Consider the following 15,125-nt stretch of genomic DNA (forward strand, 5'->3'; position numbering starts at 1 on the left):
TTCATGGCCATTACAGTCAACGGTGTTGAAATCACCGACGCGATGATCGCTGCGGAAACAGAAAACCACGGCTACGCCCCCAACCCGCGCGAAGCGGCAATTCAACAACTGATTCTGCATCAACTGTTATTGCAACAAGCGCGTGCCAAAGGCTTGACCCAAGAAGAAGAAAACTTGGCCATTGCAAGCTTGCTCGACCAAGAATTGCAATTTACCCCATTGGATGAAGCCGCATGTTTGGCTTTCTATGAAGGCAACTCGCACCACTTCCAACAAGGTGAAAACGCTGTCGCCAGCCATATTTTGTTCGCTCGCCAAAATGGTGACGAACTGGCCGACTCGTTACAAAAAGCCAAAGCCGAGGGCATCTTGGCCGAAGCCCAAACAAACCCAGCCCGTTTTGCCGATTTAGCACGCGAACATTCGGCATGTCCTTCCGGTAAAGAAGGCGGTAGTTTGGGTCAGTTTGGCCGTGGTCAAATGGTGCCACCGTTTGAAGAAGCGGTTTTCAGCACCGATGCAGGCGAAATCGCTCCATACTTGGTAGAAACCCAGTTTGGTTGGCATATTGTGCAAGTCAATGATCGTCAAACCGGCGGTTTAGTCCCATTTGAAGCGGTGAAAGAAGAACTGCGTCAACACCTCAATGAGGCCGCAGGTCGTCAAGCCATGCACCAATACCTCAGCGGTTTGGTACAAGCCGCAACCATTGAAGGCTATCAAATGCCAGCCTAAGCCTTAGGCCAAGTCCACTGCTGTTCTAGTTGCCGTAGTTAAATACCAGATGAGCAGCAGTGGCACACATAATCACACCAATCAAACTGTCTAATACGCGCCAGCTCATCGGTTTAGCAAACAACGGCCCCAAACGACTGGCAAACGCGCCTAACAAAATAAACCACAGGCTTGACGCAGTAATACAGCCCAGCCAATACGACCACCGCGCCGCATCATCAAATCGCGCCGACACACTGCCCATCAGAATGACGGTATCCAAATAGACATAGGGATTGAGCAAGGTAAAGGCCAACGCCGCCAACACAGCTTGTCTTAACGTCGCTGCCGTGGCGGTTTGTGTGGTATCAAATTGTGGTGGCCGCCATGCGGCTTTAAAAGCACGCAAACCATACGCCAGTAAAAAAGCGGCTCCACCCCATGTGGCAATCGAGATAAATGCCGGCCAATTTGCAATCCATTGCCCCAACCCTGCCACACCCAGCGAAATCAACGCGATATCACATAAGACACATACTGTCACGATAGCCAAGGTTTGTTGTCGGGCAATCCCTTGTTTAAGCACAAAAGCATTCTGTGGGCCAATGCCAACAATTAAGCCAGCAGCAACAGAAAAACCAGATAAATAGACAGAAAGCTGTAACATAGACTCGGCCATTTAGCAGAAAAAAAGAGAAAGCTATGGTCGATAATGCCATTGAGCCAAATACTATGCTAGTCATTTACTTTTTTAAGAGCATAGATCACTGTTTTTCTGTCATTCGCTATAGAACCATTGGTATGGCGCTTAGAGCAAAAATTCCCTTCTTAGGTCACGGTTTTTGTTTACCATCTGTCTTTTCTTGTATTGGCATCATAAGGATAGTTTGTGTCAACTTTGCACCCCCACACGCTGGCCATTCGCGCTGGCCGACAAATCAGCGAATTTAATGAACATAGTCCCGCGCTCTATCTCACTTCGAGCTTTCTCACCGAGTCGGCTGACGAGGCAATGCGTCTATTCAGTGGTGAATTAAGTGGTAACACCTATTCTCGTTTTACCAACCCCACTGTCAGCATGTTCCAAGAACGCCTAGCCGCGTTGGAAGGCGGCGAACGGGCGATTGCGACAGCCAGCGGCATGGCAGCCATTTATGCCCTGATTTTTTCCTTATTAAAAGCAGGCGATCATATCGTGGCTTCGCAAAGCCTATTTGGTGCTACCCTGCAGATGTTCAGCAATTTATTGCCGAAATTTGGTATTGAAGTCAGTTTTGTGCCGTTAACCGATTTGTCCGCTTGGCGAGCAGCCATCAAAGACAATACCAAGCTATTTTTTGTTGAAACCCCTTCTAACCCCCTGACAGAAATTGCCGATTTAGCGGGTTTGGCCGCCATTGCCCATCAGCATGGCGCATGGTTAGCAGTCGATAATTGTTTCTGCTCACCCGCCCTACAACGTCCGATTGAACATGGCGCTGATTTTGTCGTGCATTCCGCCACCAAATTCCTTGATGGTCATGGCCGTGTGTTGGGCGGCGCGGTAGTGGGGCCCGATGCCCTGATTGAACAAATCTACCTTTATGTGCGAACCGCTGGCCCTACGCTATCGGCCTTTAATGCTTGGGTATTGTTATCAGGCTTAGAAACCTTATTTGTGCGAGTGGAAAAACAAGCGGCGAATGCCCTTGCCCTTGCCCAATGGTTAGAAACCCATCCGATGATTAGCCGTGTTTACTACCCCGGCCTTGCCAGCCACCCACAACATGAACTGGCCATGCGACAACAAAGCGCTGGCGGTGCCATCGTGTCGTTTGAAGTTAAAGGGGGACGTGATGCGGCATGGCGAGTGGTGGATAATGTTAGTCTCATCTCACGGACGGGCAATTTGGGTGATGTGAAGTCAACCATCACCCACCCAGCCACCACCACCCACGGCCGTTTAACCCCCGAAGCCCGTGCAAAAGCAGGGATTGGTGAAGGATTGTTGCGTATCTCAGTGGGATTGGAACACGTCAATGATCTCATCCAAGATTTAACGCACAGCCTAGCAACGGAGGCGTAATGCGGCGGCGGCTAAGAATTATCGCCAATGGCAAAGCAGCCAGCGACCCAGCGCTACGTGAAGCCGTTTACAGCCTGCGCCATACAGGTGTCGAACTCGAAATGCGCGTGACGTGGGAAGGGGGCGATGCGGTACGTTTTGCCGGCGAGGCGGTGCGCGAGGGCGTAGATACGGTGATTGCTGCCGGTGGCGATGGCACGATTAACGAAGTAGTCACGGGTATGTTAGTCGCGCCGGTCGAACGGTTGCCATCGCTGGGTATTTTACCGATGGGCACCGCTAACGATTTTGCTACCGCCTGCGGCTTGCCATTAGACATCTTACCCGCCCTGCAACTGGTTTGTACCCTGCCGCCCACTTGGATTGATGTCGGCCAAGTCGGTGGCCGTTTTTTTATCAATATGGCGACCGGCGGTTTTGGCACGCAAATTACAGTCGATACCCCCGCCGAAAGCAAACGTGCCCTTGGTGGCTTAGCCTATTTACTCACCGGTTTATCTCGTTTTAGCGGCATTGCGGCTGAAACAGGGCATTTTAATGGCCCGGGATTTCATTGGGATGGTGATTTTTTGGTATTGGCAGTCGGTAATGGTCGGATGGCCGGTGGCGGTCATCCTTTATGTCCTGATGCCTGTCTTAATGATGGGCTATTAGATGTCCATATTTTGCCGAATGCCGATGCAGGCAGTGCTTTGTGGACGTCATTAGTCGATGGCGTCGAGGCAGTCGCACGCGAAGTGTTTGTCTCAGTTCGTACCCCCACGCTAGAAGTCAGCGTCCCCGCTGGTTTAGCAATCAATTTAGATGGCGAACCACTACAAGGCAGCCATTTCCGCTTCGAGGTCAGGCGTTCGGCATTAGCTGTCCATCTTCCTTTGGATTGTCCTATGCTATTGCGCTAAGTGACAGAACATTGTTGCAGAGCAATGGTGTTATCGAGGCTGCTGCGGTATGATTCGCCGATTCTGGGTTTACCAAATGTGGGCTGTTCTATTGAATCGCCCACGTATAAGGTAGGCACTTCGGCAAATTTCATTGCCTCTATCACTTCACCAATGGCGACTTGTCTTTGCGGAGCAGCAAATTGACAGTCGAGCCATCCTCTCGTGACCGAGAGACGTTTTTCGGGGAAAAGGATGAAAACCACATTTCTCGATTTTGAGCAGCCCATTGCAGAGCTGGAAAACAAGATCGAAGAACTGCGCTTTGTGCAAGATGACTCAGTGCTCGATATTTCTGAAGAAATTGCTCGGTTACAGAAGAAAAGCCAAGAGCTGACTAAAACAGTCTACGCCAAACTGTCACCCTGGCAAATTTCACAAGTGGCACGCCACCCACAGCGGCCCTATAGCCTAGACTATATCAATAGTATCTTTAGCGATTTCCAAGAATTACACGGCGACCGTGCCTTTGCTGACGATCCAGCGATTGTCGGCGGTTTGGCACGTTTTAATGGCCAATCGGTGGTGGTAATCGGTCATCAAAAAGGCCGCGATACCAAAGAGAAAATTCTGCGTAACTTTGGTATGCCACGACCAGAAGGCTATCGTAAAGCCTTACGCCTGATGCGTTTAGCCGAAAAATTTGGCCTGCCGATTATCACTTTTATCGATACCCCGGGCGCTTATCCTGGCATTGGTGCTGAAGAACGCGGTCAGTCCGAAGCCATTGGCCGCAATTTGTACGAAATGACCCGCTTACGCGTACCCATTTTGTGTACTGTGATTGGCGAAGGGGGCTCGGGCGGTGCCTTGGCGATTGCGGTAGGCGATCAAATCAATATGCTGCAATACTCGATTTATTCGGTGATTTCTCCTGAAGGCTGCGCCTCGATTTTGTGGAAAAGTGCGGAAAAAGCTTCCGAAGCCGCCGAAACCCTCGGCATTACCGCCAGCCGCCTGAAGACTTTGGGTTTGATCGATAAGGTGATTCCAGAACCTGTCGGTGGCGCACATCGTGATACCCATCAAATGATGCAACAGATGAAACGCACCATCGCAGAAAGCCTGCGCCAGCTGCAAGGGCAAAGTATCGATCAGATGTTAGATGCCCGTTTTGAACGTCTGATGGCCTATGGTCGTTTCAAAGAAGCCGATACTGTTTGATTGGCCTATTGGCCTAGCTGCCTGTTCAATCGAGGCTGCCCTCAGTGGTGGCCTCGATTCCGTTGTGCTATTGCATCGCCTCGTTGCCCTGCGACAACAGGGCGCCCCCCTGACCCTAAGTGCACTGCACGTCCATCACGGTTTACAAGCGGTGGCCGATCAATGGGTCGATTTTTGTCAACAACTGTGTGCCAGATGGCAAGTGCCATTGCGAGTTGAGTATGTCCGAGTCTCAGCGCAAGGCAATGGTTTGGAAGCCGCTGCCCGCCATGCCCGTTACGCTGCCTTTGCGACAAGCCCCGCCCAGATTATTGCCCTCGCCCACCATGCCAACGATCAAGCAGAAACTGTCTTACTCCATGCGCTACGCGGGGGAGGCAGTGCGGCGCTGGCAGCCATGCCGACTTGGCGGCCTTTACACAAACCGAGTGGGCAACCCTATCACGGGCAACAGCCCACTACCTTCAGTGAAGCACCGTATTTGTGGCGCCCGCTTTTGTCTTACAGCCGTGCCCAATTAGCCGATTACGCTCAACAGCATCAGTTGACATGGCAAGAAGACCCCAGCAACCACCAACTGCATTGGCGCCGCAATGTCGTGCGGCACCAACTTTTGCCAGCCATTGAACCATTCTGGCCACAGGCACTGAACCACTTACAACAAACAGCACAACAAGCAGCACGAGAACATCAACTGTTAGACGAATACAGTCAAGCCGATTTACAGCACTGCGGCGCAACTGCCTCCACATTACCATTACACCACTGGCAACACCTGTCGCCGTTACGACAACAGGCGGTGTTAATTGCCTTTTTACGGCAGTGCAGCACAACGCTGCCATCAACGGATGCCATTGCCCAGTTTTGCCATGATTGCCAACATGCCTCCCCCTCGGCACAACCCACCTTGCGCTTTGGCCGTTGGCAACTGTTTCGCTATCGACAACAGCTCTATGTCTGGCAACCCCCGACAACAGCCTTCCCAACACACACCCTTATCCCCCCCAAGAGTATCGAATTGGGCTATGGTCGGCTGTCTTGGCACAGTCAACTTGGCCTAGGTATTGCCGCTGCGGTAGCAGCCAAGGGTCTAACGCTGCGGCCACGCCAAGCAGGGGAATCCATCACCATCGCTGGAATTGGCCGCCGGCCATTAAAAAAACTGTTTCAGGAAGCCGGTGTGCCCTTGGCATGGCGTGATGTATGGCCGGTGTTAAGTCAGGGACAAGACATTGTAGCCCTCCCCGGTATTGCAATTGGCGCACCTTATCAGGCTGGGGCAGAAGAGATTGGCCATTGGCCACAGTGGGACATGACCCCAGCGGACAGCGTATAAACGGCCCATCGCTGGGTGAGGCAGGTATAATGCTCGCCTACTTTTGTTCTTCTCTTTTTTTGCAGGGTTACCCATGCTTGATATTCAACTGTTACGTCAAGACATCGCAGCGGTGGCACAGCGTTTAGCTGGCCGTGGCTATCATCTCGAAACCGAACAATTCACCCAACTCGAAGCCGAACGCAAAACGCTGCAAGTGCGGATGCAAGAGCTACAAGCCAAGCGCAATAGCGTATCTAAACAAATTGGCATCGCGAAAAAGAACGGGCAAGATGTCGCGCCAATCATGGCCGAAGTCGCTAGTTTGGGCGATGAACTGAAAGCTGCCGAAACCGCGTTCGAGCAAGTGCAACAACAACAAGAACAATGGTTATTAACATTGCCTAATCTGCCACATGAGTCGGTGCCAGTGGGGAAAGATGAAAACGACAATGTCGTGGTACGGACAGTGGGCACACCGCGTGCATTTGACTTTGACGTCAAAGACCATGTCGATGTCGGTGCTGCCTTAGGCTTGGATTTCGACACTGGGGCAAAACTGTCTGGCGCACGCTTTACTGTTTTGCGTGGCCAAATCGCCAGCTTACACCGTGCTTTAGCGCAGTTTATGTTGGATACCCACACCCGCCAACATGGCTACACCGAATACTACACGCCTTATATTGTGAACAGCGATGTGCTGTATGGCACCGGTCAACTGCCTAAATTCGCTGATGATATGTTTAAAGTCAGCAAGGGCGGTGATGAAAGCGGTCACGAGCAATACTTGATCTCCACGTCGGAAATCACGCTCACCAATACCGTACGCGATAGCATCGTCAAGGCAGAACAATTGCCGATCAAGATGACGGCTCATTCGCCTTGCTTCCGTTCCGAGGCAGGGAGTTATGGCCGCGATACCCGTGGCATGATCCGTCAACACCAATTCGACAAAGTTGAAATGGTACAAATCGCCCATCCAGACCACTCTTATGCTGCCTTAGAAGAGATGGTTGGCCACGCCGAAGCGATTTTACAGGCGTTGGCATTGCCCTATCGGGTCATCACCCTGTGTACCGGCGACATGGGCTTCAGCGCGGCAAAGACCTACGATCTTGAAGTCTGGTTGCCGGCACAAAACACCTATCGTGAAATTTCCAGCTGCTCCAACTGTGAAGATTTCCAAGCCCGTCGGATGCTGACCCGTTTCAAAGATGAACAAGGCAAAAACCGCCTAGTCCATACCTTAAACGGCTCTGGCTTGGCAGTGGGCCGGACGTTGGTGGCGGTATTAGAAAACTATCAAAATGCAGATGGTTCGGTCACCGTGCCAGCAGTGCTGCGGCCTTATTTAGGTGGCGTGGAAACCTTACGCGCCTAATAGAGTCGGGGTTTCTACACGCTGTTAAGAAACCCCTCTCTGCTTGCACAGGAAAGCGCCATGTTTATCATCTGGATTGGTTGGCTGTATGTCGTGTTGATGCTGGCAGTGGCACAAAACTCGATCATCCGCAGCGGTTTGGTTTTAGTCCTACTCGGTGTCCTGCCCAGTTTACTTTTACTGTTTATTGTTCGCCGCCGGCAACAGATGAAGGCCGCCGGATTGATTGAACCGCGCCGTAAAAAGAAAAAAGACCCGTTTGCCGACACAGAAAACAGCGACTAAACGAGGGCACCGAGAAATGTCCCTCGTTTATGCTGGTTGTTTTTCTGTTAGGTGGCTTGCAATCACGGTCTGATTGCGGCCATTACGTTTTGCCTGATACAAGGCAACATCGGCCTGTTCAAATACTTGGGTGATGGTGCTGCCATCATGTGGATAATGCGCCACCCCCAACGACAATGTCACTGGCCGCTGACAGGGATTGGGCATACGGGCCATTTTCTCGCGCAAGCGTTCGGCCACTTCATAAGCAGTATGAATCGGGCATTCGGGCAGCAATATCACAAATTCTTCGCCACCGTTGCGACACACAATGTCCTGTTCCCGCACAACGCTACGCATCACTTGTGCTAATAGCGACAACACCTCATCACCCACTTGATGACCAAATTCATCATTCACCCGCTTAAAGTGGTCGATATCGACTGCTAACACACAAAAATCGGTTTCATGTTGAAGATAGTCTTCCAAAATCACATCCAAACCACGACGATTCACCAAACCGGTGAGAGGATCGGTAATCGCATCGCGTTTCAAATGGCGCAGGGTGCGGTGTACCGCCGTGAATCCTTCTTCCAAAGATTGTTTGAGTTGTCGCGCCTCAAAATACCACGAACCAATACGCTGAAAATCATGGCGGTGTTCGTGACGATCGAGTTCTTTTGCAATGTGCGCCAGCTTAGAGAGTGGCCGTGCAATTGCACGCGACAGCCACCACAGCGATAACAACGACAACAGCAGCAATGGCAAGGTATGGATCATTAAACTCAGCATCAGATCGTCTAATGGTGCCAACGCTTCGCTCATAGGCCGCTGTGAAACAATGCCCCAGCCGGTTTCGGGCACAATCGCAAAACCCGCCAACATACTTTGGCCTAGTGTATTGATAACCGGCTCTGCCCCTTGTTGCCCTTGCATCAGTTTTGCCACTACCGGATTACGCGCCACATTGTCACCAATCCGTTTACGGTGTTGGTGATAAATAATATTGCCTTGGTGATCGACAACATAGAGATAAGAACCATCACGGTAGAAATGCTCACCCAAAATACGATTAAGGGTGTTTTGTTCTTCGAGATAAATCGTCCCGCCGACATAACCCAGATATTGCCCTGCTTTATTGATCATCGGCACCGAGAGCATCATCACCAAGCGGCCAGTATCAGCCCGATAGGGTTGACTGACTAAAGGACGGCGTTTTTGCAACGCTTCCTGTGCGCCGCTGGATTGCAAGGTGGTATATAAAACACGGGTAAGCTGCGGCGAGGTGGCTAATACTTTGCCGGTGTGATCAACCACCAACACAGCATCGAATGATGAAATTTGTTCGCGCAGGCGGCTGGCTTCTTGGGCAAGGAATGCTGGGTTGGCAAGATGATTGACCAATAAACCGGCGCTGAATGTCAGTTGTTGGTGGGTGTCTTGAATAAACACGCTGACCGTGTTGGACAGCTTATTGGCATAAACCCGATTTGTTTCGAGGGTGTTGGTAATCAGGGTTTGTTTTTGCAGGTGATAGCTGGCATAAAAGGCATTTAACAACGCAAGCATAGTGGATAAAAACGCCAACAATAAAATCAGTCGCCGTAGGCTCAACCATTGACCACAATGCCAAGCAGCCAATTGCTCTGTCATGCGCGAAGCCAAAGAAGTCGCCATTACCCACTTAGTGATTAGATGAAAAAGAGTTTAATTATAGCAATTTATCAAAATTGATACAATCGATTTATCTAGTATTGATAGGGAAACTAGCCGTATTGCATGTCGGCGGCGTAGGGTACAACGGGGCAAACATTACTTGTACGGTGCCATCACCCCGAAGGGGCGACGCACCATAAATCCTCATCAATTAAACATATAGTGGGCACAAAAACAGTGCCCACGCTACTAGCTCTCCATACACTCTGAAAAAACCATTTATTCTAATTTATGCACCATCAAAATGTGATTAACCTAAAAATAAAATATCCTTGCGATATTATCAGTAGTTGATAGGATATAAAGCCTTTTAATTAGCCAAGTGCTAACTTTATGCATTTGATGAAAAATTTTGACAAAAAATGATAAATACAAAACAATCACGCTGTGTAATAGGCATTAAAGGGCAAATACCCGACCCCGATTACCCTGTTGATATATGGTTCGACTCGCTCAAATCCGTCGCCAATGTGCTTTCGAAAGAAAACCAACAGTTGTTAAAAGTGATCGCCGAGCAACAGCCGCAGTCAGTGACTGAATTGGCTACCCTTACGGGGCGAGCGGTTAGTAATGTTTCGAGAACACTGAAAACATTGGAAGGCTTAGGTATCGTTCAATTAGTGAAATCCAATAATAGAGCTCCATCAAAAAGTATTTCTCTAATACACACTAATTTTTTAGTGCTGGTTTGATTTTAGGGATGATTATGAATCTAAAAGACAAATTAACTAAGTTTCTTAATGGCTGGGTGCAAGCAACAAAAGAGCAATTTACAGGGCATCCGATTGCAACCCTTTTTCGCCAAGATTTAAAAGATGAATTCGAACAAATAGTAAAACAAAATTACGATTCATTTGAGATTAAAGCTAGTGTTGGAGCAGGTAATTGGGCAAACGTACCTTGGCTGTCGATTCTTAATCCAAAGATCACCACAACCACGCAAGATGGCGTTTATCCGGTTTATCTGTTCAATGCAGATGGTTCAGGTTTTTACCTGTCTCTAAATCAAGGAACGACCATCCCTACCAAAAACTTGGGGAAGAAAACAGCTGAAAAAAGAGCTGGGGATATAAAGAAGATACTGTTGTCTCAATTTCCTAAATTAAAAACCTGGGGTATACAAGAGATTGATTTAAAAGCAGAGACTTCTCTTGGAAAATCATATAAAAAACCAAATATCTCAGCAAAGTTTTATAGCAGTTCCAATCTTCCAGAAATTGATGAGTTAGTAAATGACCTTGAAGAATTGTTAAAAATATACAAAGAAATAGAAGACTTTAATTTTGAACCTCTACTAAAAGAACTAATTACAGTTCAGGCGGTTCGACTTTCCAAACCTTTTCTCCTTCTAGCTGGCATCTCTGGTACAGGTAAAACTCGTTTTGTGCGTGAACAGGCGAAAATCTCGGGACAGTTTTCTGAAACCTACTGTTTAACCTCAGTGCGCCCCGACTGGCATGAGCCGAGTGATTTATTGGGCTATATTTCTCGCTTAAATGGGACAGCTGAATATATCGCCACCGATGTATTGCAATTTATTGCTAAAGCATGGCGTAGCATTGAAGATAGTGACTTAAACATTGAGGCTCAAGAAAGCGAAGAGCAAGGTAAACGCCTAGTAGTGACAGGTGAACGTGATGAGTTAGATAAAGTACTGCCTTACTGGCTGTGCTTGGATGAAATGAACCTTGCCCCCGTTGAGCAATATTTTGCTGATTATTTATCGGTACTTGAAACCCGCGAATGGCGTTGGGAGGATGATAGCTTTACCTATAGCAGTGATGCGCTATTAAAACCTGCAACGATTAAAGAAGTCGCAGATAATCAAAAGCTGCGCGAAGTGCTGGGCTTTGGCAGTGAAAAATACAATGAGCTGTGGAGGCTTATTTGCGAGTATGGTTTGGGTATTCCATTTAATCTGCTGGTTGCAGGCACGGTGAATATGGATGAAACCACTCATGGCTTTTCACGCAAAGTGATTGACCGTGCGCTGAGCTTTGATTTTGGTGCGTTTTTCCCAAACAACTATGACGAATTTTTCACCCCAACCAGTTGCAATAAACGTCTTGGCTATCCTATTTGGTCACACGCTAGTAAATTGGATTTAGCGCATACCTTTGATGTTGATGGTTCAAAAACCATTTCGTTTTTATCAAAAGTAAACGATGTATTAAAAAACACACCTTTTGAACTTGCATTTCGTGCCTTAAATGAACTACTTCTCGCTGTAGTAAGTCACCAACCACAAGACGATTTGACCCTAAAAGCTGTCTGGGACGATTTTATGATGTGTAAGGTATTACCACGTATCGAGGGCGATACCGATAAACTGACCACATCAGATGGTAAAGCTTTGTTAGCAGAATTGAATACTGTGTTGGCAGACCAGTTAGCCCCAATTTGGTTAGCATCTGAAACGGACGAAGCGAATCAGCGCCCTGACCTATATCGTGAGAAAGTGATAGAGGGTGATGTAACAGACGAGCAAAAAGTGCTACGCATACCTTGCCGTTCAAAAGATAAGTTGAAGTGGATGAGCGAGCGATTAGCCAACGCCACCTTCACCAGTTTCTGGCCTTAATGGGTTGGTGTTGTTTCATGCCTTCTGCAATGAATGGCAACACATAAGCTTAACCAACACAGCGATGGCGCAAGGAGAGGTAGGTAATGCCAGAGTTAATACGATTACAAACCCCCGACTTTGAATTTTCGGTCTGGGCTAATGATATTAGCCGGCGGTTGAGCGTGTACCAGAACACAGTGGCGCACCGAGCAAACGCCAATCATGTACTACCTAGCTATGAATTGCGCTTTTCGCCTGCAGCTGAGCTTAGCAACATCATCGAGCCACAAGAACTAATTACAACGGGTTTAGAGGAAAGTGGCTTAGCCGAAAACGGTTTTGCGAAACACGCTGAGCTGATATTAAATTCCCCCTTGTTTTTCGAAAATACTCAATACCAGTTTGAGTGGGTGTTTTTTAGTGAAGTGTCTAACGCGCAGTTAACCCATCGCAGTCAAAGTCTGAATGAGGCGTTTCGTTTTGCTCCCGAAGTAAAAACGGCAAGAGGCGTAGTGCCTGCACGTTTAAGCGGCACCATCAATACCGGTAATGATGTGGGTTGGCTCTGTTTGCCACTCGCCTTTGAGCTGGATGGCAGAATACATACTCAGCACATTGCGTTTGAAGTGTTGCCAATCAAAATGGTACTGCACCAAGACTTGCCCGCCATGTACAAAGCGATTGACAAGGTTTACCCACTTTGGCGCTTTAGTTTGGTAGAAAAAACCGAGCAAGACGCGGCGACTAATCAGCAACGCGGACATTTTCCACTCATGTGGTTGGCCAATTTCGCGGTATTAAGGGAGCGCTTTGAGCAAGGTTTAAAATTAATTTGTGCCGCACCTCATAGCCGTTTACAACCCACAGAGGCCAATATTAAAGCTGCCAAGCTAAAAGGTCGCTTACCACATAAATTAGCCGAGCAGGTAAAGCAAGACTTTGCGAATGGACAGCACGATAAACGTTACGCAGTCGAAAAAAAGCAACTGAGCGTTGATACACCAGAAAACCGTTTTATCAAAATGGCGGTGAGTAAAAGCAAACGGCAATTGGCAGAGTTTGAACAAAAGCTCAGGCAAAGTAACCAAGCGCCAGAACGCCAACGGTTATCTGATTCCTTTTTAAATGAGTTACATAGTTGGCAACAACCACTGCAAAAAGTATTAAGCCAAAGTTTTCTGAAAGAGGTTGGCACTTACACAGGTCTTAGCCGTGAGTCGTTAGTGCTACAGCAAAAAACGGGTTATAGCGCGGTGTATCGTGTTTGGCAGGAACTGAAATTTTATTTAGATGTGTTTAGCAATCAGTCGAGCATTTCAATGAAGTCGGTAGCTGAGATTTATGAAGTGTGGTGCTTTTTGTGTTTGAAACAGATTTTAGAGCACGATCTCGGCTTTGAATTAGTGGAAAACAGCGCAACGAAGCTTACCCAAAATGACTTTTTTGAGTACCAATTAAAAGATGGTTTTGCCGGTGCCTTTCTCTTTAAACGTAGCGACGGCGTGACAGCGAGGCTGGCACACGAGCCTAAATTTACCAAAAAAGGGCAATCCATCCGCTCGTATTTGGTTAACCAAGAACCGGATATTGTTTTAGAAGTAACACTGCCTAAAAGCGTAAGCTCAGCATCAGGCCCTTCACAAGAAAAGCAGTTTATTTGGCTGTTTGATGCCAAATACCGCATTAAGACTGATAAAAGCCGCTTTGATGATGGTAGTGAGGATATTGAGAGCACTGATTACGTACCAGACGATGCCATTAACCAAATGCACCGTTATCGTGATGCACTGATACGTTTGTCAGAGCCTCACTTAACTGAATCGCCATCAAGTTCAAACGCTGGCCAACGCATCAAGAAAAGTCGCCCTGTCTTTGGTGCCTTTGCCTTATATCCAGGCTTTTTTGATCAAGCCACAAAGCAAAATCCATACGCAGCCGCAATAGAAGAAGTGGGTATTGGCGCATTCGCCCTGTTGCCCAGTCAAAACGGGCCTAGCCAGACTGAGTACAGTTATTCTGGTCACCAGTGGTTGTTAGAATTCTTACAAGCCCAAATCGGCACAGCACCGAATACACAAACAGGACAAGGCAATGAGGTGACGTATCCTGTGGCCAGCATGGCGGAAAGGCTTTACGTACAAGAAGCTGCACGCATACCGTGTGATGGCATGCGCCAAGTCCTGTACCCTGATTTAACCATCACATTGGCATTAGGGGGGCAACGTGGCCGCAATCATGCTTACTTTGAAAGATTTGAACAAGGGACAGCGCAGTGGTATCACCTGCGACAAAGCACGTTTTTACAAAAATTCGAACAACATATTGCTGAGGAAATTCGCTATTTAGCATTGGCATCTACCTCAGATACCCAAAGTTCAACTAAGCAAATTGACAAACTTTGGCCAGTTAAACGGGTGACGGTGTTACCACGCTACGCCATTACTGAAGAGCAAGCGGGTAAAAAATCAGACTCTGCTGATTTGTATTATTTATTTCAGCTAGGCAAGCCGTTATTGCTGCAAACACCGGTAACCAACGTGCCACATCGGCCAATGAAAAACTCGATGAAACTCACAACCTTAACTCGCCTAGAGAGCGTGACTAAATTTGCCGAAGTTGAAAAAGTATACGAAGAGGCAATCGTGTAAAGCAGGCTAAACACCGCTCGTACGGTGCCGTCACCCCGAAGGGGCGACGCACCATAAATCCTCATCAATCAAACATATAGTGGGCACAAAAACAGTGCCCACGCTACCGGACTTGCGCCCCAGTGCTCCAGCCATAATCCCTTCCTTCTGAGCCGCAGGCGAAAGGATTTGGCTGGGGGTGAAGGGGCGTGCCGCCCAACGGGCGGCTAGTGCGGTGCTTCCTGTTGCTCGATGTATTGTTTAATCACCGACAGGGGCGCTCCGCCGCAACTGATGATGCAATAGCTGCGGCTCCAGAACACCGGCTTGTTCCAGTAATACTGCTTCAGTTCTTCGCCAAATTCCTTACGGATG

The 15,125-nt window shown here is 48.3% G+C and carries 13 protein-coding genes; 10 read left to right on the forward strand and 3 right to left on the reverse strand.

Annotated features, from left to right (window positions below):
• Positions 1–3 precede the first annotated feature (3 nt).
• The gene (locus ACTBZS_RS06970; protein WP_463043671.1) at positions 4–735 is read left to right on the forward strand and encodes a peptidylprolyl isomerase; all 732 of its coding nucleotides are present in this window, start codon (positions 4–6) and stop codon (positions 733–735) included.
• Positions 736–760: 25 nt separating this feature from the next.
• On the opposite strand, the gene ACTBZS_RS06975 is transcribed toward ACTBZS_RS06970, so the two are convergent.
• Complete coding sequence (locus ACTBZS_RS06975) at positions 761–1,381, reverse strand: LysE/ArgO family amino acid transporter (RefSeq protein ID WP_463043672.1); 621 nt, start codon at positions 1,379–1,381, stop codon at positions 761–763.
• Between the two features lie 222 nt (positions 1,382–1,603).
• On the opposite strand from ACTBZS_RS06975, the gene ACTBZS_RS06980 reads away from it, so the two are divergent.
• The 6 genes from ACTBZS_RS06980 to ACTBZS_RS07005 all read left to right on the forward strand — a co-directional run bounded on the left by ACTBZS_RS06980 (position 1,604) and on the right by ACTBZS_RS07005 (position 7,865).
• Positions 1,604–2,779, forward strand: coding sequence for an O-succinylhomoserine sulfhydrylase (locus ACTBZS_RS06980; RefSeq protein WP_463043673.1), 1,176 nt, complete (start codon positions 1,604–1,606; stop codon positions 2,777–2,779).
• Complete coding sequence (gene yegS / locus ACTBZS_RS06985) at positions 2,779–3,681, forward strand: lipid kinase YegS (protein ID WP_460430976.1); 903 nt, start codon at positions 2,779–2,781, stop codon at positions 3,679–3,681. The genes ACTBZS_RS06980 and yegS overlap by 1 nt, the downstream gene beginning before the upstream one ends.
• A gap of 234 nt (positions 3,682–3,915) precedes the next feature.
• Positions 3,916–4,884, forward strand: a complete 969-nt coding sequence (locus ACTBZS_RS06990) for an acetyl-CoA carboxylase carboxyltransferase subunit alpha (protein WP_460430974.1) — start codon at positions 3,916–3,918, stop codon at positions 4,882–4,884.
• The gene (gene tilS / locus ACTBZS_RS06995) at positions 4,853–6,220 is read left to right on the forward strand and encodes a tRNA lysidine(34) synthetase TilS (protein WP_463043674.1); all 1,368 of its coding nucleotides are present in this window, start codon (positions 4,853–4,855) and stop codon (positions 6,218–6,220) included. Before ACTBZS_RS06990 ends, tilS begins: the two co-directional genes overlap by 32 nt.
• 73 nt (positions 6,221–6,293) lie before the next feature.
• Positions 6,294–7,580, forward strand: a complete 1,287-nt coding sequence (gene serS / locus ACTBZS_RS07000; RefSeq protein ID WP_463043675.1) for a serine--tRNA ligase — start codon at positions 6,294–6,296, stop codon at positions 7,578–7,580.
• 60 nt (positions 7,581–7,640) lie between these two features.
• Positions 7,641–7,865 carry a hypothetical protein gene (locus ACTBZS_RS07005; protein WP_463043676.1) on the forward strand — a complete coding sequence of 75 codons (225 nt, stop codon included), beginning with the start codon at positions 7,641–7,643 and terminating at the stop codon, positions 7,863–7,865.
• A gap of 27 nt (positions 7,866–7,892) precedes the next feature.
• On the opposite strand, the gene ACTBZS_RS07010 is transcribed toward ACTBZS_RS07005, so the two are convergent.
• On the reverse strand, positions 7,893–9,521 hold the full coding sequence (locus tag ACTBZS_RS07010; protein ID WP_463043677.1) for a sensor domain-containing diguanylate cyclase: 1,629 nt from the start codon (positions 9,519–9,521) through the stop codon (positions 7,893–7,895).
• A gap of 401 nt (positions 9,522–9,922) precedes the next feature.
• On the opposite strand from ACTBZS_RS07010, the gene ACTBZS_RS07015 reads away from it, so the two are divergent.
• From ACTBZS_RS07015 to ACTBZS_RS07025, 3 genes are all read left to right on the forward strand, one after another.
• Entirely contained in the window at positions 9,923–10,252 is a 330-nt protein-coding gene (locus ACTBZS_RS07015; RefSeq protein ID WP_463043678.1) for an HVO_A0114 family putative DNA-binding protein, read from the forward strand.
• A gap of 14 nt (positions 10,253–10,266) precedes the next feature.
• Complete coding sequence (locus ACTBZS_RS07020; RefSeq protein ID WP_463043679.1) at positions 10,267–12,141, forward strand: MrcB family domain-containing protein; 1,875 nt, start codon at positions 10,267–10,269, stop codon at positions 12,139–12,141.
• A gap of 86 nt (positions 12,142–12,227) precedes the next feature.
• Positions 12,228–14,771, forward strand: coding sequence for a DUF2357 domain-containing protein (locus ACTBZS_RS07025; protein WP_463043680.1), 2,544 nt, complete (start codon positions 12,228–12,230; stop codon positions 14,769–14,771).
• A 206-nt stretch (positions 14,772–14,977) separates the two neighbouring features.
• On the opposite strand, the gene ACTBZS_RS07030 is transcribed toward ACTBZS_RS07025, so the two are convergent.
• On the reverse strand, positions 14,978–15,124 hold the full coding sequence (locus ACTBZS_RS07030) for a transposase (protein ID WP_463043682.1): 147 nt from the start codon (positions 15,122–15,124) through the stop codon (positions 14,978–14,980).
• Between the last annotated feature and the right edge of the window lies 1 nt (position 15,125).

The sequence above is a fragment of the Aquaspirillum sp. genome (assembly GCF_055136605.1).

Coding starts and splice junctions, on each gene's coding strand:
- ACTBZS_RS06970 (WP_463043671.1), top strand. CDS start 4: ATGGCCATTACAGTCAACGGTGTTGAAATCACCGACGCGATGATCGCT.
- ACTBZS_RS06975 (WP_463043672.1), bottom strand. CDS start 1,381: ATGTTACAGCTTTCTGTCTATTTATCTGGTTTTTCTGTTGCTGCTGGC.
- yegS (WP_460430976.1), top strand. CDS start 2,779: ATGCGGCGGCGGCTAAGAATTATCGCCAATGGCAAAGCAGCCAGCGAC.
- ACTBZS_RS06990 (WP_460430974.1), top strand. CDS start 3,916: ATGAAAACCACATTTCTCGATTTTGAGCAGCCCATTGCAGAGCTGGAA.
- tilS (WP_463043674.1), top strand. CDS start 4,853: ATGGTCGTTTCAAAGAAGCCGATACTGTTTGATTGGCCTATTGGCCTA.
- serS (WP_463043675.1), top strand. CDS start 6,294: ATGCTTGATATTCAACTGTTACGTCAAGACATCGCAGCGGTGGCACAG.
- ACTBZS_RS07005 (WP_463043676.1), top strand. CDS start 7,641: ATGTTTATCATCTGGATTGGTTGGCTGTATGTCGTGTTGATGCTGGCA.
- ACTBZS_RS07010 (WP_463043677.1), bottom strand. CDS start 9,521: ATGGCGACTTCTTTGGCTTCGCGCATGACAGAGCAATTGGCTGCTTGG.
- ACTBZS_RS07015 (WP_463043678.1), top strand. CDS start 9,923: ATGATAAATACAAAACAATCACGCTGTGTAATAGGCATTAAAGGGCAA.
- ACTBZS_RS07020 (WP_463043679.1), top strand. CDS start 10,267: ATGAATCTAAAAGACAAATTAACTAAGTTTCTTAATGGCTGGGTGCAA.
- ACTBZS_RS07025 (WP_463043680.1), top strand. CDS start 12,228: ATGCCAGAGTTAATACGATTACAAACCCCCGACTTTGAATTTTCGGTC.